19 protein-coding genes are annotated in these 19,241 nt (G+C 64.4%); 6 read left to right on the forward strand and 13 right to left on the reverse strand.

All coding sequences use genetic code 11. The annotated features are described in order from the left end of the window. Positions 1-2 precede the first annotated feature (2 nt). From VGO04_RS04265 to VGO04_RS04275, 3 genes are read left to right on the forward strand one after another with little or no spacing between them, the layout of a single operon-like run. Entirely contained in the window at positions 3-635 is a 633-nt protein-coding gene (locus VGO04_RS04265) for a precorrin-8X methylmutase (RefSeq protein WP_327494715.1), read from the forward strand. Then, complete coding sequence (locus VGO04_RS04270; RefSeq protein WP_327494716.1) at positions 632-1,369, forward strand: precorrin-2 C(20)-methyltransferase; 738 nt, start codon at positions 632-634, stop codon at positions 1,367-1,369. Before VGO04_RS04265 ends, VGO04_RS04270 begins: the two co-directional genes overlap by 4 nt. After that, complete coding sequence (locus VGO04_RS04275) at positions 1,366-2,130, forward strand: precorrin-3B C(17)-methyltransferase (RefSeq protein WP_327494717.1); 765 nt, start codon at positions 1,366-1,368, stop codon at positions 2,128-2,130. Before VGO04_RS04270 ends, VGO04_RS04275 begins: the two co-directional genes overlap by 4 nt. On the opposite strand, the gene VGO04_RS04280 is transcribed toward VGO04_RS04275, so the two are convergent. Next, positions 2,109-2,894: a cobalt-precorrin-6A reductase gene (locus VGO04_RS04280; RefSeq protein ID WP_327494718.1), complete on the reverse strand. Its 786-nt coding sequence runs from the start codon at positions 2,892-2,894 to the stop codon at positions 2,109-2,111. The genes VGO04_RS04275 and VGO04_RS04280 overlap by 22 nt on opposite strands. Between VGO04_RS04280 and cbiE the strand changes: the two genes are divergently transcribed. Together cbiE and cobM are read left to right on the forward strand one after the other, a co-directional pair. Next, entirely contained in the window at positions 2,863-4,104 is a 1,242-nt protein-coding gene (gene cbiE / locus VGO04_RS04285; RefSeq protein WP_327494719.1) for a precorrin-6y C5,15-methyltransferase (decarboxylating) subunit CbiE, read from the forward strand. The genes VGO04_RS04280 and cbiE overlap by 32 nt on opposite strands. A 16-nt stretch (positions 4,105-4,120) precedes the next feature. Next, positions 4,121-4,882: a precorrin-4 C(11)-methyltransferase gene (cobM, locus tag VGO04_RS04290; RefSeq protein ID WP_327494720.1), complete on the forward strand. Its 762-nt coding sequence runs from the start codon at positions 4,121-4,123 to the stop codon at positions 4,880-4,882. A gap of 2 nt (positions 4,883-4,884) precedes the next feature. Here the strand turns inward: cobM and mnhG are convergent, their stop codons facing one another. The 11 genes from mnhG to VGO04_RS04345 all read right to left on the reverse strand — a co-directional run bounded on the left by mnhG (position 4,885) and on the right by VGO04_RS04345 (position 17,967). Continuing rightward, complete coding sequence (gene mnhG, locus VGO04_RS04295; protein WP_327494721.1) at positions 4,885-5,256, reverse strand: monovalent cation/H(+) antiporter subunit G; 372 nt, start codon at positions 5,254-5,256, stop codon at positions 4,885-4,887. Then, a complete protein-coding gene (locus tag VGO04_RS04300; protein WP_327494722.1) occupies positions 5,253-5,534 on the reverse strand; it encodes a K+/H+ antiporter subunit F in 282 nt (93 codons plus the stop codon). Before VGO04_RS04300 ends, mnhG begins: the two co-directional genes overlap by 4 nt. Continuing rightward, positions 5,531-6,016, reverse strand: a complete 486-nt coding sequence (locus VGO04_RS04305; RefSeq protein ID WP_327494723.1) for a Na+/H+ antiporter subunit E — start codon at positions 6,014-6,016, stop codon at positions 5,531-5,533. Before VGO04_RS04305 ends, VGO04_RS04300 begins: the two co-directional genes overlap by 4 nt. A 3-nt stretch (positions 6,017-6,019) precedes the next feature. Further along, positions 6,020-7,639, reverse strand: coding sequence for a monovalent cation/H+ antiporter subunit D (locus tag VGO04_RS04310; RefSeq protein ID WP_327494724.1), 1,620 nt, complete (start codon positions 7,637-7,639; stop codon positions 6,020-6,022). After that, complete coding sequence (locus VGO04_RS04315) at positions 7,632-7,979, reverse strand: Na+/H+ antiporter subunit C (RefSeq protein WP_327494725.1); 348 nt, start codon at positions 7,977-7,979, stop codon at positions 7,632-7,634. Before VGO04_RS04315 ends, VGO04_RS04310 begins: the two co-directional genes overlap by 8 nt. Beyond that, positions 7,979-10,885, reverse strand: a complete 2,907-nt coding sequence (locus tag VGO04_RS04320) for a monovalent cation/H+ antiporter subunit A (RefSeq protein ID WP_414650510.1) — start codon at positions 10,883-10,885, stop codon at positions 7,979-7,981. The genes VGO04_RS04315 and VGO04_RS04320 overlap by 1 nt, the downstream gene beginning before the upstream one ends. A 331-nt stretch (positions 10,886-11,216) precedes the next feature. After that, positions 11,217-13,856, reverse strand: coding sequence for a bifunctional diguanylate cyclase/phosphodiesterase (locus VGO04_RS04325; RefSeq protein ID WP_327494726.1), 2,640 nt, complete (start codon positions 13,854-13,856; stop codon positions 11,217-11,219). A gap of 123 nt (positions 13,857-13,979) precedes the next feature. After that, positions 13,980-14,177: a DUF3008 family protein gene (locus VGO04_RS04330; RefSeq protein WP_327494727.1), complete on the reverse strand. Its 198-nt coding sequence runs from the start codon at positions 14,175-14,177 to the stop codon at positions 13,980-13,982. 106 nt (positions 14,178-14,283) lie between these two features. Then, the gene (locus VGO04_RS04335) at positions 14,284-15,906 is read right to left on the reverse strand and encodes a cisplatin damage response ATP-dependent DNA ligase (RefSeq protein WP_327494728.1); all 1,623 of its coding nucleotides are present in this window, start codon (positions 15,904-15,906) and stop codon (positions 14,284-14,286) included. A gap of 3 nt (positions 15,907-15,909) precedes the next feature. Beyond that, a complete protein-coding gene (locus VGO04_RS04340; RefSeq protein ID WP_327494729.1) occupies positions 15,910-16,920 on the reverse strand; it encodes a ligase-associated DNA damage response exonuclease in 1,011 nt (336 codons plus the stop codon). Positions 16,921-17,013: 93 nt separating this feature from the next. Continuing rightward, positions 17,014-17,967: a nucleoside hydrolase gene (locus tag VGO04_RS04345; protein WP_327494730.1), complete on the reverse strand. Its 954-nt coding sequence runs from the start codon at positions 17,965-17,967 to the stop codon at positions 17,014-17,016. Between the two features lie 281 nt (positions 17,968-18,248). On the opposite strand from VGO04_RS04345, the gene VGO04_RS04350 reads away from it, so the two are divergent. Continuing rightward, entirely contained in the window at positions 18,249-18,932 is a 684-nt protein-coding gene (locus tag VGO04_RS04350; RefSeq protein WP_327494731.1) for a hypothetical protein, read from the forward strand. A gap of 101 nt (positions 18,933-19,033) precedes the next feature. Here the strand turns inward: VGO04_RS04350 and VGO04_RS04355 are convergent. Beyond that, on the reverse strand, positions 19,034-19,241 hold a 208-nt coding region (locus VGO04_RS04355), incomplete at its 5' end, for an amino acid--tRNA ligase-related protein (protein ID WP_327494732.1).

A 19,241-nucleotide genomic window follows, 5' to 3' on the forward strand; every position in this document is an offset into this window, starting at 1 on the left:
ACATGCCTGAGTATGATTACATTCGCGATGGCAACGCCATCTACGAGCGTTCCTTCGCCATCATCCGCGCCGAGGCCGATCTCACCGGTTTCTCCGAAGAGCAAGCGGATCTGGCGGTGCGCATGGTGCATGCCTGTGGCTCCGTCGAGGCCGCCCGGCAGTTCGTGTTCTCCCCCGATTTCGTGAGCGCGGCCCGCACGGCGCTGAAGGCCGGCGCGCCGATCCTTTGTGACGCGCAGATGGTCGTGCACGGTGTGACCCGCGCGCGGCTCCCTGCTGGTAATGAGGTAATCTGCACGCTGAGCGATCCGCGCACGCCCGGGCTTGCTGCCGAGATCGGCAACACCCGCTCTGCAGCCGCGCTGAAGCTCTGGAGCGAGCGCCTGGCCGGATCGGTGGTCGCCATCGGCAATGCGCCGACGGCGCTGTTTTTCCTGCTTGAGATGCTGCGCGACGGCGCGCCGAAGCCGGCAGCGATCCTCGGCATGCCCGTCGGTTTCGTCGGTGCGGCGGAATCGAAGGATGCGCTTGCCGAAAACTCCTATGGTGTTCCCTTCGCCATCGTGCGCGGCCGCCTCGGCGGCAGCGCCATGACCGCGGCGGCGCTCAATTCGCTCGCGAGGCCGGGCCTGTGAGCGGCGCTGGCGTTGGACGCCTGATCGGCGTTGGAACCGGCCCGGGTGATCCGGAGCTGTTGACGGTCAAGGCGGTGAAGGCGCTTGGCGAAGCCGATGTGCTTGCCTATTTCGCCAAGGCTGGACGCAGTGGCAACGGCCGCGCCGTGGTCGAGGGCCTCTTGAAGCCGGATATGGTCGAGCTGCCGCTCTACTATCCGGTGACGACCGAGATCGACAAGGACGACGGCGCCTACAAGAGCCAGATCACCGATTTCTACAACGTGTCGGCCGAAGCCGTGGCGGCGCATCTTCTGGCCGGCCGTACCGTGGCTGTGCTTAGCGAAGGCGACCCGCTGTTTTATGGCTCCTACATGCACCTGCATGTGCGGCTCGCCAACCGCTTCCCGGTCGAGGTGATCCCCGGCATTACCGCCATGTCCGGTTGCTGGTCGCTTGCCGGCCTGCCGCTGGTGCAGGGCGATGACGTGCTGTCGGTGCTTCCGGGCACGATGGCAGAGGCTGAGCTTGGCCGCCGGCTTCAGGACACAGAAGCTGCCGTCATCATGAAGGTCGGGCGCAATCTGCCGAAGATCCGCCGGGCGCTCGCCGCTTCAGGCCGTCTCGGTCAGGCCGTCTATGTCGAGCGCGGCACGATGAAGAACGGCGCAATGACCGCGCTGGCCGACAAGGCCGACGACGACGCGCCCTATTTCTCGCTGGTGCTCGTTCCCGGCTGGAAGGATAGGCCATGACCGGCACGCTCTACGTCGTCGGCACCGGCCCCGGCAGCCCGAAGCAGATGACGCCGGAGACGGCGGAAGCGGTCGCCGCCGCTGAAGAATTCTACGGCTACTTTCCCTATCTCGACCGGCTGAACCTCAGACCCGATCAACTGCGCATTGCCTCCGACAACCGCGAAGAGCTCGACCGGGCGCAAGTGGCGCTGGCGCGGGCAGCGGCCGGCGCAAAGGTCTGCATGGTCTCGGGCGGCGATCCCGGCGTCTTTGCGATGGCCGCCGCCGTCTGCGAGGCGATCGACAAGGGGCCTGAGGAATGGAAGTCGGTCGAACTGGTGATAACGCCCGGCGTCACCGCCATGCTGGCTGTTGCCGCACGCATCGGTGCGCCGCTTGGCCATGATTTCTGCGCGATGTCGCTCTCCGACAATCTGAAGCCCTGGGACATCATCACCAAGCGTCTCAGGCTGGCAGCGGAAGCGGGACTGGTCATTGCGCTTTACAACCCGATCAGCAAGGCGCGGCCCTGGCAGCTCGGGGAAGCCTTCGACATCCTGCGCGGCGTATTGCCGGCAACGGTCCCGGTGATCTTCGGCCGCGCGGCCGGACGGCCGGACGAGCGCATGACGGTGATGCCGCTTGGCGAGGCCGATCCCAACCGCGCCGACATGGCGACCTGCGTCATCATCGGCTCGCCGGAAACGCGCATTGTCGCGCGTGATGGGCAGCCGGACCTCGTCTACACGCCGCGCTTTTATGCAGGGGCCAGCCAGTGAGCGATCAGGTCGAGCGCCTCGTCGCAACGGCCGACCGTCGGCACGTCTGCAGGCTTGCGCCGCTCGACCATGATCACCTCTATGCCGAGCCGGCGGGCAGCCGCGATCTTGCCATAGGTGGCGCTGCCGCCGCTGTTCTTGGCGACGATCACGTCGATCTTCCGGGCCTGAAACAGCGCGGCTTCGTCGGCCTCTGCGAAGGGGCCGGTCGCGAGGATCGCCTGCTGGTCGGGAAGATTGAGCGGCGGCGTCACCGGATCGACGCTGCGGATGATGTAGCTATGCTGGGGCGCTGCCTCGAAGTGGAAAGCTTCCTGTCGGCCGATTGCGAGAAACACCCGGCGCGGGACCGCGCCCAGCGCATCGACGGCCTCGGCAACGCTCTCGACCGACGTCCAGCGATCGCCGGGCTCCGTCTGCCATTCCGGGCGGCGAAGGGCGAACAATCGGGTGCCGGTTCGCTCCGCCGCTTCAGTGGCATTGTGGGATATCCGCGCGGCAAAGGGATGGGTCGCATCGACCAGCAGCGCAATCTTTTCATCATGCAGGAAACGGGCGAGACCGTCGGTGCCGCCAAAGCCGCCGATGCGGGTCTTGACCGGCTGCGGCTTCGGGTCGGCGGTGCGGCCGGCCAGCGAAATCGCGGTATCGTAGCGCTCGTCTGCGGCCAATCGGCTCGCCAGTTCACGCGCCTCGGTGGTGCCGCCCAGAATCAGAATGCGAGGTTTTTCCATGGCTGACGTGTCAAACAGCGAACCCGCCATCGTATCCCCCTGGCTGACCGTCATCGGTATCGGTGAGGACGGTGTAGCGGGTCTCGGCGACGAGGCCAAGCGGCTGATTGCCGAAGCCCCCGTCGTCTATGGCGGCCATCGTCACCTGGAGCTTGCCGCGCCGCTCATCAAGGGCGAAGCGCACAACTGGCAGAGCCCGCTTGAGCGCTCGGTCGTTGAAATCGTCGACCGCCGCGGCACGCCTGTCGTCGTGCTCGCCTCGGGCGACCCGTTCTTCTTCGGCGTCGGCGTGACGCTGGCGCGCCGCATTGCGTCCGCCGAAATCCGCACGCTGCCGGCGCCGTCGTCAATCAGTCTCGCCGCCTCGCGGCTCGGCTGGGCGCTACAGGATGCGACGCTCGTCTCCGTGCATGGCCGCCCGCTCGATCTGGTGCGGCCGCACCTGCATCCGGGGGCGCGTGTGCTGACGCTGACGTCCGACGGTTCGGGTCCGAGAGATCTTGCCGAGCTTCTCGTTTCGAGCGGCTTTGGTCAGTCGCGACTGACGGTGCTCGAGGCGCTTGGTGGCGCCGGCGAGCGGGTGACGACGCAGATCGCCTCGCGCTTCATGCTCGGCCTCGTGCATCCCTTGAACGTCTGCGCCATTGAAGTGACGGCCGACGAGGGCGCCCGCGTTCTGCCGCTTGCGGCCGGCCGTGACGACGCGTTGTTCGAGCATGACGGGCAGATCACCAAGCGGGAAGTGCGGGCGCTGACGCTGTCGGCGCTTGCGCCACGCAAGGGTGAGCTGCTCTGGGATATCGGTGGCGGATCGGGCTCGATCGGTATCGAATGGATGCTCGCCGACCCGACGATGCAGGCGATCACCATCGAAGTTGAGCCGGAGCGGGCGGCGCGCATCGGCCGCAACGCGACTATGTTCGGCGTACCGGGCCTGACTGTCGTCGAAGGCGAGGCGCCGGCGGTGTTGGCCGGCCTGCCGCAGCCCGACGCGATCTTCATCGGCGGCGGCGGCAGCGAAGCGGGCGTGATGGCCGCGGCGATCGAGGCACTCAGGTCGGGCGGACGGCTGGTCGCCAACGCGGTAACGACGGACATGGAAGCGGTACTGCTCGATCATCACGCGCGGTTCGGCGGCTCGCTGATCCGCATCGACATCGCTCGGGCCGGCCCCGTCGGCGCGATGACCGGCTGGCGCCCGGCCATGCCGGTGACGCAGTGGTCCTGGACGAAGAGCTAATTTGTTGGAGTAACCCATGACGGTACATTTCATCGGCGCTGGCCCTGGGGCTGCGGATCTGATCACGGTGCGCGGGCGCGACCTGATCGGGCGCTGCCCGGTCTGCCTCTATGCCGGCTCGATCGTTTCGCCGGAACTGCTGCAATACTGCCCGCCCGGCGCCCGCATCGTCGACACCGCGCCGATGTCGCTGGACGAGATCGAGGCGGAGTATGTGAAGGCGGCGAACGAGGGCCTGGATGTGGCACGGCTCCACTCCGGCGACCTCTCCGTCTGGAGTGCGGTTGCCGAGCAGATTCGGCGGCTGGAGAAGCACGGTATCGCCTATACGATGACGCCGGGCGTTCCGTCCTTTGCAGCGGCTGCCTCGGCCCTTGGACGCGAACTGACCATTCCGGCGGTCGCCCAGAGCCTGGTGCTGACCCGTGTCTCGGGCCGTGCCTCGCCGATGCCGAACACCGAAACGCTCGCAGCCTTCGGCGCGACTGGATCGACGCTGGCGATCCATCTCGCCATCCACGCACTCACGCAGGTGGTCGAGGAACTGACACCGCTCTATGGCGCCAACTGCCCGGTGGCGATCGTCGTCAAGGCCTCCTGGCCGGACGAGCGGGTGGTGCGCGGCACGCTCGGTGACATCGCCGCCAAGGTGGCGGAAGAGCCGATCGAGCGCACGGCACTGATCTTCGTCGGACCCGGCCTTGAAGCCTCCGATTTCCGTGAAAGCTCGCTTTACGATCCGGCCTATCAGCGCCGGTTCCGCGGGCGTGGCGAGTAAGCTTACTCAGCCGGCTCTTCGCGCGGAGGCCGTTGCTTGAGCGGGACGCCGCGCTTTTCTTCCACGCGGTCGCGGTAAAGGGCTGCCTGCCCAAGCAGCATCAGCGTCACCGGCGTCGTGACGACGACGAAGACGATGATCAGGATCTCGTGGAACACCCAGCGGCTTTGCAGGACGGCGAAGCAGACGATCGATGCGATGCTGATCAGGAGCACGCCGCCGCTGGTCGCCAGCGTCGGCGCATGCAGGCGTTCATAGAAATTGGTAAGCCTCAGCAGGCCGGTCGCGCCGATCAGTGCGATCGCCGCGCCCAGAAGCGTCAATCCACACACAAGTACGGCTGCCCAGACGGGAAGGTCGGTGAGGTGGCTCATTCGATGATCTCCCCGCGCATGAGGAATTTGCCGAACGCAATCGATGAGACGAAGCCGATCAGTGCTACGATCAGCGCCGACTCGAAGTAGAGCGAGTTGGCGGTGCGGATGCCGAAGGTTAAAAGCATCAGCATGGCGTTGATGTAGAGCGTGTCGAGGCCGAGGATGCGGTCCTGGGCGCGCGGTCCCCGCACCATGCGGTAGAAGGCGAAGGCCATCGCCAGACCGATCATGATCTGTGCGATCAGCAGCGACCAGATGATTGAGAGTTCCATCATCCGAATATCTCCTTCAGGGCGGCTTCATAACGCTTGATCGTCTGGATCCAGACATCCTCGTTTTCCATGTCGAGCACGTGGAAAAGCAGCGACTTGCGGCGGCGATCATATTCGAGCCAGGCGGTTCCCGGCGTCGCCGTCATGACGCACGCAAGCAGCGCCAGGGCGTTTTCGTCGTCGAGGTCGAGATCGACCGTCAGGAAGCCGGAGCTCGGCGGCCGGCGTCTGGCGCGCAGGATGACGGCGGCAACCGCGAGGTTGGAGCGGATCACGTCGAGCGCGACGGTAAAACCGAAGCGCAACGCAAACAGGATGCGACGCGGACGCGAGCGGATGAGGCCGAGTTTCAGCGTCACCCAACTGAGGCCGGTGGCGAGCATCGTGCCCATGACGATCGTTCCGGGGGCGACCGACTGGTTGAGCAAAAGCCAGACGATCAGCAGTCCGGCCGACAGAAGCGGGTAGGGAAACCAGGTGCGCATCGCCTATTGCCCTCCCGCCCGCGGTGCGCCGAGCACCCGTTCCGCATAGCCTGCCGGGTTCATCAGCGAATCCGCCGTCGCCTGCATGTAGTGCATGATCGGCCCGGCCTGCAGGCTCAGGAAGATGCAGGCCGCCAAAAGCACCACGACCGGGGTGATCTCGATGACCACCACGCGCGGTACGGTGTTTTCGATCGACGCCCAGAACGTGCGGATGCCGACGCGGTTCATGGCGATCATCGCGGCAAGGCCGGAGACGATGAGAAGGGTCACATAGGTCCAGTCGGCGGGGGATATTGCCGGGGCGGCTTCCGCGCCCGACAGGCCGAAGAGGCCGCCGAGGATCGCAAACTTGGCAACGAAGCCGGACAGCGGCGGCAGGCCGGCGAGCAGCAGCGCGCAGAGGCAGAAGCAGAGACCGAGGATCGCCATGGTGCCGGGGATCGTGGCTCCGACCTCCTCTTCCTCCTCATCTTCATCGGCATCGCCGTAGGCTTCCATCGTCACCGCAAGAACGTCGGCGCCGGCGTCGCGGCCGCGCTCGACCAGTTCGATCAGCAGGAAGAAGGCGGAGATCGTCAGCGTCGAGCTGACGAGGTAGAAAAGCGCACCGGCAATCATGCTCGCATGGCCGAGGCCGATGGCAGCCAGCAGGGTGCCCGAGGAGACGAGCACGGAATAGGCAGCAAGGCGACCCATGGCCTGGGAGGCGAGCACGCCGATTGCACCAAAGGCAATCGTCAACAGTCCGCCCGCGAGAAGAACGGTCTGGCCGAAGCCGGCCGATACGCCGGCGTTTGCCCCGAAGACCAGCAGCGACAGCCTGAGGATGACGTAGATGCCGACCTTGGTGAGGATCGCAAAGACCGCCGCGACCGGCGGCGTCGCGGCCGCGTAGGCCGTCGGCAGCCAGAAGCTCAAGGGCCACATGCCGGCCTTCACCAGGAAGGCGACCCCGAGCACACCGGCGCCGACCTCGACCATTTGCCGGTCACCCGCAGAGAGCGTGGCCAGCTTTACCGACAGATCGGCCATGTTGAGCGTTCCCGTCGCGCCGTAGATCAGGCTGACGCCGATCAGGAACAGCGACGAGGCGGCGAGGTTGATCGCGACATAGTGCAGGCCCGCCTTGACGCGCAAGGGGCCGGAGCCGTGCAGCAGCAGGCCGTAGGATGCCGCCAGCATTATCTCGAAGAAGACGAAGAGATTGAAGAGATCGCCGGTCAGGAACGAGCCGTTGAGGCCGGCGATCAAAAGCTGGAACAGCGAATGGAAGTGATGGCCGGCGGTATGCCAGCGGGCAATCGAATAGGCCTGGGCTGCGAGCGCCAGCCCACTCGTCAGGCACAGCATCAGCGCCGACAGACGGTCGAGCACCAGGACGATGCCGAAGGGCGCCGGCCAGTTGCCGAGCTGGTAGACGCCATTGCCGGCAGCCATCGCCTCGCTCGACGAGGCCATGCGCATCAGCACCAACGAGAGGACGAAGAGCGCAAGCGTCGAGACGAAACCCATCACGCCCTTGAGCATGCGGTTGCGCTCGTCGAGCGGGATCATCGCGGCACCGACCATCAGCGGCAGCAGGATCGGCAGGATCAGCAGGTGGTTCGTCCAGTCAGTCATGGCGCTGCTCCCGACCGTCGACGTGGTCTGTGCCGGTGAAGCCGCGCGAGGCAAGCAGCACGACGAGGAAGAGCGCCGTCATGGCAAAACCGATGACGATCGCGGTCAGCACCAGGGCCTGCGGTACAGGATCGGTGTAGCGGCTGAGGTCACCGACGCCACCCGGCTCAAGCACCGGCGGCGCGTTGACCCTGAGACGCCCCATCCCGAAGATGAAGAGATTGACCGCATAGGACAAAAGCGAGAGGCCGATGATCACCTGATAGGTGCGCGGGCGCAGCAGCAGGTAGACGCCGGAGGCGGTGAGCACGCCGATCGCGACCGAGAGAATAAGTTCCATCAGCGCGCCTCCTTGCTGGCCCGCATCGCGCGCTGGTGGGCACGCGGCGCGCGGATCGACTGGTGGGCAAGCGCAATCAGGATCAGCACGGTTGCGCCGAGCACCAGCGAGAAGACGCCGAGATCGAAGAACAGGGCGCTCGCCAGCGGGAACTTTCCGACGATCGGCAGCGTGACGTACTGCGAATGGGACGTCAGGAACGGATAGCCGAAGAGCCAGGAGCCGATGCCGGTCGCTGCCGCCACCAGGAGGCCGATGCTCATCCAGCGCAGCGGGTGGATGCGCAGCCGCTCCTCGACCCAGCGCGTGCCGCCGGACATGTATTGCAGGATGAAGCCGATGGACATGGCGATGCCGGCGGCAAAGCCGCCGCCCGGCAGGTCGTGGCCGCGCAGGAAGAGATAGGCGGCGAGCATGCCGATCACCGGGAACATCCAGCGCATGATCACCGAAGGCACGAACAGGTACTCGGCGACGCTGTCGCCCTTGCTGCGATCGGGATGGTCGTCGTCAAAGGCGTTCTGGACGCGCTGCTGCTCGGGCGCTTCGAGGCTGTCTGCCTGCGGACGGAAGCGCAGGAGCAGGGCAAAGACCGTGAGTGCGACGATCGCCAGCACCGCGATTTCGCCGAGCGTGTCGAAGCCGCGGAAGTCGACGAGGATGACGTTGACGACATTGGTGCCGCCGCCTTCCTTGTAGGCGCGCTCGAGGAAATAGCTGGCGATGGTCTCGGGCATGGGACGGGTCATCATCGTATAGGCGATGAGCGCCACGCCGCCGCCGGCGGTGACGGCCAAAAGGAAGTCACGCAGGCGGCGGAAGCGAACCCGCAGCGACAGGAGTTCGGTTTCCTGCGTATCTTCGATGCGCTTCGGCAGCCAGCGCAGCCCGAGCAGGATGAGCACCGTCGTGACGATTTCGACGAGGAGCTGCGTCACGGCCAGATCCGGCGCCGACAGCCAGACGAAGGTCAGGCAGGTGGTGAGACCCGCGCCGCCGAGCAGCACGAGTGCCGCCAGTCGGTGGAACTTCGCGAGGATTGCGGCACCAATGGCGCAGGCGATGCCGACGGCCCAGATGAGGGCAAAGGCCGGATCGATGCTGCGCACGACAAGCGGAGGCAGCTCGAAATGGGTGAGAAGCAGCGGCAGGGCGCCAGCGACCACCGCGATGAAGACGAGGAAGCGCATCTGCGGCTGCAGCCGCCGGGTGCCGAGGTTCTGTTCCAGCCAGCGGGCCCATTTCCAAGATAGTGTCACCAGCACGCGCTCGAAGATGCGCTGGCCGTGCAGCAGGCGGAAGATCGGCGGCCCCTCGACGCTGGTGGCAAGATAGTTGCGCATCAGGAAGTAGAGGCCGATGCCGCCAGCCAGTGCGACGAAGCTCATGATCAGCGGCAGGTTCCAGCCATGCCAGACGGCAAGGCTGTAATAGGGGGTGCTTGCGCCGAGGATCGAAACGACGGCGGTGTGCAGGAAGGGGCCAATGGTGATTGCCGGAATGATGCCGACAACGAGGCAGGCGAGCACCAGGAATTCGATCGGCACGCGCATCCAGCGCGGCGGCTCATGCGGCACCTTCGGCAAATCCTCGGGGGGCTTGCCGAAGAAGACGCTGTGGATGAAGCGCAGAGAGTAGGTGACCGCAAACATGCCGGCGAGCGTCGCGACATAGGGCGTCATCGTGTCGAGGATATTGGCCTGGTGCGTTTCGATGGCTTCGGCGAAGAACATTTCCTTCGAGATGAAGCCGTTCAAGAGCGGCACGCCGGCCATGGCAGCACTTGCGACCATGGCGAGCACGGCTGTTCCCGGCATATAGCGGATCAGTCCTCCGAGCTTGCGCATGTCGCGCGTTCCCGTCTCATGGTCGATGATGCCCGCGGCCATGAAGAGCGATGCCTTGAAGGTGGCATGGTTGACGATATGGAAGATCGCGGCGACGGCGGCGAGCGGACTGCCGAGGCTCAGGAGAACCGTGATCAGCCCGAGATGGCTGATGGTCGAGTAGGCAAGCAGACCCTTCAGATCCTGCTGGAAGATGGCGAAATAGGCGCCGAGCAGCAGCGTCGAAAGACCAGCAAGGCCGACGATCCAGAACCAGGCCTCCGTTCCGGCCATCACCGGCCACAACCGAACCAGCAGAAAGACGCCCGCCTTCACCATGGTTGCCGAGTGCAGATAGGCCGAAACCGGCGTCGGCGCGGCCATGGCGTGCGGCAGCCAGAAATGGAACGGAAACTGCGCGCTTTTCGTCAGCGCACCGAGCAGAACGAGGATCAGCACCGGTATGTAGAGCGGCGAGTTGCGGATGAGGTCGCCCGAGGCAAGCACGACATCGAGATCGTAGCTGCCGACGATGCGGCCCATCAGGAGAAAGCCGACAAGCATGCAGAGCCCGCCGGTGCCTGTAATGGTCAGGGCCATGCGGGCGCCGTCACGGGCGTGCGCGTTGTGGTGCCAGTAGCCGATCAAAAGGAAGGAAACGATGCTCGTCAGTTCCCAGAACACGGCAAGCAGAATGAGATTGCCCGAGAGGACCACGCCGAGCATCGAGCCCATGAAGGCGAGAAACAGCGCTAGGAAGCGAGGGACCGGATCTTCCGCGGCCATGTAGTAGCGGGCGTAAAGCACGACGAGCACGCCGATCGCGGTGACCAGCACCGTGAAGAGCCAGGCAAAGCCGTCCATCCTGAGCGTGAAATTGAGGCCGAGCTGCGGGAGCCAGGCAATATCGTAGCGCAGCACGCCGCCCGAGGTAACGAAGGGGTAGAGACCGGCGGCGACCAGGAAACACAGAAGCGCGATTGCGCCTGCGAACCAGGCTGTCGCACCGCGCTGCTCGGGCGGAAAGAAGATTGCAAGGAGGCTTCCCGCAAATGGGGCGAGGATGAAGACAGAAAGCAATTTTCCCGCGTATTCGATCGTACCGTTCCCTTCGTTCGGTTGTCATGGAGGGCGGGCACCAGGGAGCCGCGCGTTCAGACGAACGCACGAAGGACACCCTAGGATTTTGATTCTAGAGCATCTTGTCCGCCTTCGGTGATATCACTTGAAGCGGGACGCTCTAGAGGCCCTGGAGGACGGTCGCGTCAGCGACTGTCGCAAATGATGCCGGCAGGTCCGCTTGGCGGAGGCAGGCAATTGTTTTTATGGCGATTCGCGGCGAGGCTGCCAAGCCTTGAGCATGCGAAAAATGCACGCACCCGTGCTTTTTTGGCGCAGGCGCGAACGCCTCTCAGGCTGCGAGCCAGCGGCGCTCGAAGGCGAAGGTGGCCAGATCGTTAGCGCTCATCGGCCGGGCAAAGGCGTAGCCTTGCAATCCGTGGCAGCCGAGCTCCTTGAGGATATGCGCGTGTTCGAGGGTCTCGACACCTTCGGCGATCACCTCGATGCCGAGCGACGTGCCGATATCGATGATCGATTCGACCAGGCGCTTTTCCGCAGCCGAATTGAGGATCGGAAGCACGAGCTGGCGGTCGATCTTCAGTCGCCGCGGGGTCAGCTTCAACAGGCTGACGATGGAGGCGTAGCCGGTGCCGAAGTCGTCGATCTCGATGTCGATGCCGAGTTCCTTGATCCGACGGATGTTGGACAGAACCGTCACGTCGCTCTCATCGAAGGAGATCGACTCCAGGAGTTCGAAGGACAGGCGACCCGCCGGGATCTGCAACTGTTCGAGGCGATCGATCAGGTTTTCGTCGTGAAGCCGCGCATAGGAAAGATTGACCGAGACCTTGGGGATCCGGATGCCGTTCGCTTCCCAGCGGTAGATCTGGAACAGCGCCTGCTCCAGGATCGCCTGGTCGATCGCGGCCACGACGTTGATGTCCTCTGCCGTCTTCAGGAAGGCGTGGGGAGCAAGCAGACCCTTGGTCGGATGGTCCCAGCGCGCCAGCGCTTCGACGCCGATGATGTCGAGCGAGCGCGGGCAGAACTGCGGCTGGAAATGCGCGATGAACTCGTTGTGTTCGAGCCCGCGCAGGATCTCGTCGGCCGTCTGCTTGGTCTTGAAGACGGCCGTTTTCAATTCGCCCGTAAAGGTCTCGTGGCGGTTGCGCCCGCGTCGTTTGGCTTCGTAGAGCGCGATGTCGGCGTTGACGAGGACGTGCGACAGGTCGTCGGCGGCGTGGCTCTGGGCCGCGATGCCGATGCTGACGCCGATGCGGCATTCCTGATCCTTGTAGCGGACAGGCATGCTCATCGCTTCGATGATGCGGGCGGCGAGCCGGGCGTCCGGTTCTGCCCCGCCGCTCTGGCGAACGATGACGAACTCGTCACCCCCGATGCGCGCTACAAAATCCCTCTCATTTGCATTGCCGCTGAGAAGCGCTGCGGCATGACGCAGGATCTCGTCGCCGGCGGCGTGGCCGAGCGTGTCGTTGATCTGCTTGAACCTGTCGAGGTCCATATGGAAGATGCTGAGCTTGGCTTGCGCGTCGAAATGCCTGCTGCGGTCGGCCAGGACCTGATCGAGGAAACGACGGTTGGGCAGGCCCGTCAGCGGATCGTGCAGCGCGTTGAACTCCATGCGGTGGCGGGCGGCCTCAAGCTCGGCGCTGTGCGCTTCGGCAAGACGCTTGGCTTCGAACAGCGTTTCCCGGGTTTCGAAGTCGCTGGTGACGTCCCAGTTGACCCCGACGATCTTCCGGCGGCCATCGGCGCCGACATAGGTGGAGCCGATCGCACGGACGTGGCGGGCACTGCCGTCGGGAAGGCGGATGCGGAAATCGGAATTGTAAGCCAGACCGCTTTCGAGAGCCTCGGCAAACTCCTGTTCTGCCCGGTCGAGATCGTCCGGGTGCAAGGTCTCTTTCCAGTCGTCATAGGCTTGACGCGCCGATCCGGCGTGGCCGTAGAGGGCCTTTGTCCGATCGTCCCAGAGCAGTTTGCGGCTGGCAATATCGAGTTCCCAGATGCCGATCTGCGATGAATCAAGCGCGATCTTCAGCCGGTGCGACAGTTCCTGCAATTGCGCCTTGCTGTGTCTCAAGGCTCGGATATTGCTTTGCCGTTCGCTCATCAGGCGCCCGGTCAACACCATCGGCAGGATGATCATCAGGCCGCCAAGGACGATCAGGCCACGGATGAACCAGGCGTTGCCGGCGGTTGCGGGCCAGCCACCCTTGGGAACGGCCGCGATATGCCATGAGCCGCCCGGCAAGAGCACGGTCATCGCTACCGGCGCCTGCTCGAAGATCTTCTGGTCGCCAAAGAATACGGAACCGCTGGCACCGCTGCCGTCGCGTCCGGCGATGGCGACATCCACGCCCAGCTGTTCGGAAAGCAGACCACTGTCAGCATAGAGCCGATCGAGGTCGATGATTGCCGAGACGATGCCCCAGAAGCGGTTGCTGCCGCCACCGGCATCGATGGAGACCGGGAAGCGTCCGATCAGGCCACGCCCGCCCTGGACAAGGTCCACCGGTCCGGCAAGCACCATCTGGCCCGTATCCCCGACGCGCATCACCGCTGCGCGCTGCGCTGCGTTCTTGCGGTAGTCGAGGCCGAGCGCCTTCTCGTTTCCCGCAACCGGGTAGACAAGCGAGACGACCAGGTCGGGCGCAGCGGCGATGCTGCGCAGTTGCGAGCGTTCGGTGAAGATGCCGCGCGAAAGTGCTGAGAAGCGCTTCTGGTCCATGCCCGGCTCGGTGACGAGCGTGCCGATCAGTCCACGCACGAGCTGGATGTTGCCATTGACGTTGGCTTCGAGTTTCGAACGGATCGGGTTCAGCTCGTCGGCGACCTTCGCGCGCATTCGCGCTTCGGCCACGACCTGGTTCTGGTTGTCTGCGAGGATACCCGCCACGCATACGACGAAGGCTGCGATGACCGCCGGGATATAGCTTGGCGTCAAAACTCGTGCGAGTTTCTTCATTCCGAGGTTGAAAGCATGTCTGGCAGGCACAAAACACCCCGGTGGCACGCGAATGGCTACATCTTGAGCCGGATAATCCCAAAAGGGTCTTAATAATTCTTGTTTTAGGTGCCGCTTTTATTCTCAAGCCTTCGGGTCGTTGCCGACGCGTTCGGGAAGTTTCTTGTGCTTGGTTTCCGCAAGGTCTTCGAGTTCGCCCTCGGTCATGGATTTCTCCATTTCACGCGAGGCGCCCTTGAGGCTGGATTTCTTGACGTCGCCGCGCTTGGCGGCGAGCGCCGCACCGGCTGCGCGTTGCTGTGCCTTGGATTTCGCTGGCATGGGGCACCACCTTTCCGTTGGTTGCCTTGGCCAACGCGAAGGGGCGCCGGATGTTCCGCAAGACCGTTTCATTGATCGTCGAAACGGTGAAATCGCTGGAATGGTCTTAGTCAGGGTTCTCTCGCATTTCGATCATCGCCTGCAGCGTTTCCAGCCTGTCGGCATCCCGCGGCAGCTTGTCCTGACGCAGGCGGGCAATGCGCGGGAAGCGCATCGCGACGCCTGACTTGTGCCGGCTCGAACGGTTGATGCCCTCGAAGGCGACTTCGACGACGAAGCCGAAGTCCGGTTCGGCGCGCACGGCACGAACCGGCCCGAAGCGCTCGGTCGTATTGTCCCTGACGAAACGGTCGAGAATGTCCAGTTCGGCATCGGTGAAGCCGAAATAGGCCTTGCCGACGGGCACCAGCGTTTCCTTGCCGTCGGCGATGGTCCAGACGCCGAAGGTAAAGTCGGAGTAGTAACTCGACCGTTTGCCGTGACCACGTTGCGCATAGATCAGCACGGCATCGATGTTGAAGGGCGCGCGTTTCCACTTGAACCACGGCCCTTTGACACGGCCGGGCGTGTAGGGGGAGTCGAGCCGTTTCAGCATGACACCTTCGATCACGGGCTCGGGCGGGTCGGCGCGCAAGCGATCGAGTTCGTCCCAAGTTGAAAACGGCACCAGTGGCGAAAGGTCGAAATGCTGCGGCGATGCACGGTCGACGAGTTCGGCGAGCAGGGCCCGCCGTTCGACGAAGCTTCTCGGGCGAACGTCCTCGTCGCCGGAAAACAGTATGTCATAGGCACGAATGAACGCGGGATAGGCGTCGATGAGCTTGTGGCCGACGGTCTTGCGGTTCAGCCGCTGTTGCAGGTCGGCAAAGCTGCGTGTCGCGCGATTGGTGCGCGTCGTGCCGCCGACAAGCAGTTCGCCATCGATGACGCCGGAGAAATCGGCGGCCTCCAGCACATCGGGAAAGGCGTTCGAGATCTCGTCGCCGCTGCGGGAATAGAGCCGCCTGGTGCCGCCGATATTGGCAAGCTGCACGCGGATCCCGTCCCACTTCCATTCGGCGGCAAAATCCTTGGGGTCGAGCCCGTCGAGATCGCCGTCGCCGACGGGATTGGCGAGCATCACCGAATGAAAGATGGCGGGCGTCGAAAGCACAGGCTTTTCGCCCTCGCCGGACAGCCATTGGAAGAGCGGCAGATAGGGCGGCGACAGTCCGTGCCAGAGGGTCTCGATCTCGGCGGCGTCCTTGCCGCCCATGTCGGCCAGCGCCTGCTTGGCGAGCTTCGCCGAGACGCCGATGCGCAAGCCTCCCGTCACCAGCTTGAGAAAGGCAAAACGCGCTGATGTGTCGAGGCGATCGAGCATGTCGCGCACGACGCTGCGCACATCGGCACGTCCCGTCCTCTGCAGACGCTCGATGGCGGCGCCGAGCGGAATGTCCTTTTGCTCCGTGCCAGCAGGGGGCTCCCACACGAGCGACACGGTTTCGGCGAGGTCGCCGACATAGTCGTAGGAATACCGGAAGAGCACGGCGTCCATGCGTTCGAGCAGGAGGTCGCGGATCATCGCCGGCTTGACCGTGCTTAGCGATAGCGTGCCGGCGATCGCCGCGAGCGCATAACCCCGATCGGGATCGGGCGTGGTGCGGAAATAGTCGACGAGCAGGCGGATCTTGGCGTTGCGCTGCGGGCTCAAGACGAGGCGGTCGAGCAGTTCGGCGAAGGCGTGCATCGGTCACTCTCCCTCGTCGTCGTAGCCGACGAGATGCAAGGGACGGGCGGCGATGCCCTGAAGCTCGCACCAGCGCACAAGCGCTTCTTCGCGCCCATGGGTGACCCAGACTTCGCCGGGCGCGATCTCGGTGATCGTCTGGGTGAGCTCTGCCCAGTCGCAATGGTCGGAGATGACGAGGGGCAATTCGACGCCACGCTGCTTTGCCCGCTGTCTGATCAACATCCAGCCGGAGGCGAAGATGGCGATTGGGTCCGCGAAGCGACGGGACCATCGGTCAGCGAAGGCGGCGGGCGGACCGATCACGATCGTACCCCTGAAATCCTGCTTCTCGTCGGCTGAGAGCGTCGCCGGGCGGAGTTCGCCGAGGTCGATGCCCTGCGCTTGATAGTAGTCGCAGAGCCGTTGCAGGGCGCCGTGGATGAAGATTGGCTGGTGATAATCGGCTTCGCGCAGCAAGGCGATCACACGCTGCGCCTTGCCAAGCGCATAGGCGCCGACGACGTGGGTGCGCTCGGGAAATTGCGCAAGCGACGTCAACAGTTTGCGCATTTCGGCCCGATCGTCCGGGTGATGGAAGACCGGAAGTCCAAAGGTCGCTTCGGTAATGAAGACGTCGCAGGCGACCGGCTCGAAGCCGGCGCAGGTCGGGTCTCGGCGTCGCTTGTAATCGCCTGAGGCGACAATGCGGGTGCCGTTCGCCCGCACCGAGATCTGCGCTGAGCCGAGCACATGACCGGCCGGGTGAAAGCCGATCTCGACGCCGTTGACGACAAGAGTTTCACCGAGACCAACCGCCTGGCTCGTGCCGCAGAAGCCCTCGCCGTAGCGGATGCGCATGATGTCGATGGTTTCGCGGGTGGCGAGCACGTGGCCGTGACCGGAGCGGGCATGGTCGGAATGACCGTGGGTGATCAGCGCCCTTTCGACCGGTTGCACCGGGTCGATGTAGAAATCGCCAATCTGACAGTAGAGGCCTTTGGGGGCGGGATAGAGCAGGGCGTCCGGTTTCATGGACTGAAAGATAGCCGGCGAAAACGTCTCCGCCAGCCATCGTCTTCAAGTTTTTTGCGGCGCGGCCGGAACGACCGCCACGCCGCTCTCGGCTCAGCCGCCCAGAACCAGCGTATCGCTGATCAGCTTCAGCGTGCGGGCCGCATCGATATCGATGCAGGCCTTCTGGCTCGGAAGGTCGTCCCAGGGGCTTGGCGGGAAAAGCCTGTTGTCGGGGCTCTGGATCGTCTGGCCATCGGCAATGCCGCCGCAGACGACGCGGATCGAGCCGCTTCGGACGGTAAAGAGGTCGGGTGCGACGACATAGGCGCAGGCGCAGCTGTCGTGCACGACCATGCCATCCGGCACGTGCTGTTCGTAGAAGGTCACGTAGAACTTCGAGATGTCGGCAAGCAGCTTGCCCGCTTCGCCGCCCCGCTCGGCAATGTCGGCGATCATCGCCTTGGTCATCACGGTCTGGGTGGTGACGTCGAGGCCGACGACGGTGACCGGCCAGGGCGCGGTCATCACAACGTCTGCCGCTTCCGGATCGCCGTGGATGTTGGCCTCGGCAGCGGGCGTGATGTTGCCGTTGACGTCGAAGGCGCCGCCCATGATGACGACTTCGCGCACGAGGGCTGCGAAATCGGGATCCTCGCGCAGCGCCAGCGCCAGGTTGGTCATGCGGCCAACGGCGATCAGAGTCACTTCGCCGGGATGGGCGCGCACAGTGTCGATGATGAAACGATGGGCCGGACGCGGGTCGACCGGCAGGTCGATCGTCTCGGGAACGTCGATGTTGCCGAGGCCGTCGTCGCCGTGGATGAAGGTCGGCCAGCCGACATGCGGGCGGTCGGGATTGAAGGTCTTGTCGAGGCCCTTGGCGACGGGTGCGTCGATGCCCCACTCGCGCTTCAGGAACAGCGCGTTGCGGGTGGTGGTTTCGACCGAAGCATTGCCGAAGACGGTGGTGATGCCGATCAGGTCGATGGCCGGGTGGCGGTGCAGGAAGAGCAGCGCCATCGCATCGTCGATGCCCGGATCCGTATCAAAGATGACTTTGTGCATTTCGTTCTTCTTTTCTTGTTCTTGTGTTTGACGGCCCGCAATGGAGGCAAGATGGCCGTGAAAGTCAATCACCCCCTCAGTGAAGGATGGCTGAACTCTTGTAGCGCATGGTCTTGCCCATGCCGGGCCGCTCCGGCCCCGCTTTACGTGGGAACGCCACGCGGCGAAGCTGCCGAACTTTCGCCGTCGCAATTTAAACTTTCCGAAAGGTCGTCGGCCTAGTCTTGAGGCTCAGCCTTTGGGCTTCCCTTAATTCTGGACATGACGGCGGAGTGACGCGCGTGAAGGCTATCCTCGGCAAGATCCGGCCATCGAAACGGCTGCTTGTCATCCTTACGGCCGCCTTCGGCGTCTCTGCCGCCTCCGGCGGCGCTGCCGTCTATGTCAGCCGCGACGCGCTGATGACGCGGATGAACGAGCCGAAAGCCTCCGGGCTCGAATGCACGCTGATCCGGACGCTCAAGCTCAGCCACAACGGCCAGCGGTGGATCCGCATGCACGTCAAGACCGATCGTGCGGATGGCCAGTCGCGCATGCGCACGGCCCTACGGGTGGTGGGTGCGCTTGCGAAAGCGGAGAAGGCCGATCTCTACCAGGTGGTCGTGCTTGACGTTGCCGGACCAGAGGAGCGGGCCCAGGTGCGCGGGGCGGCAATCGGAGCAGAGGTGCTTTTTGCGCCCGGTCCGCAAAGCGTGCCGGGTATGAGCGAGATGTTTCGCGCATCCTACAATGACGGCACCGCAAACTCGGTCGGCGCCTTTCACGGCAAGACGGTCGACCTTGCGCTCGACGACGTGCGCAAGCTGATGGCGGCCATGGACGATCATTCTCCCTGCATCGATCCGTCGGCGGAGCCGACAGCGGGTGCTGCGGCTGAGGCCGGTGGTGGCGAGCATGCAGAAGCGAGCGGCGGCGCGCATGAGGCCAAGCCTGCTGAGACCGCCGAGGCACCGGCAGGACACTAGGACCGCTCTGCAAGTGGCGGCCAAACCCTTATCGATCCGAAAACAAAAAGCCCGGCGCGATGACGCCGGGCTTTTTTGTTTGATAGCAATGCTGCCCTTGATCAGTCAGCCTTCTGGCGGCGGGCCGGGAAGAGGATGACGTCGCGGATCGACGGCGCGTTGGTGAGCAGCATGATCAGGCGGTCGACGCCGATGCCGAGGCCACCGGCCGGCGGCATGCCCTGGTCGATGGCGTCGAGGAACTCGTCGTCAAGCTGCTTGGCCTTTTCGCCGCGCGCATGCGCCTGTTCCAGCTGCTCGACCATGCGG

Origin of the sequence: Ensifer sp. (assembly GCF_035999185.1) — a bacterium.
Lineage (GTDB): Bacteria > Pseudomonadota > Alphaproteobacteria > Rhizobiales > Rhizobiaceae > Ensifer.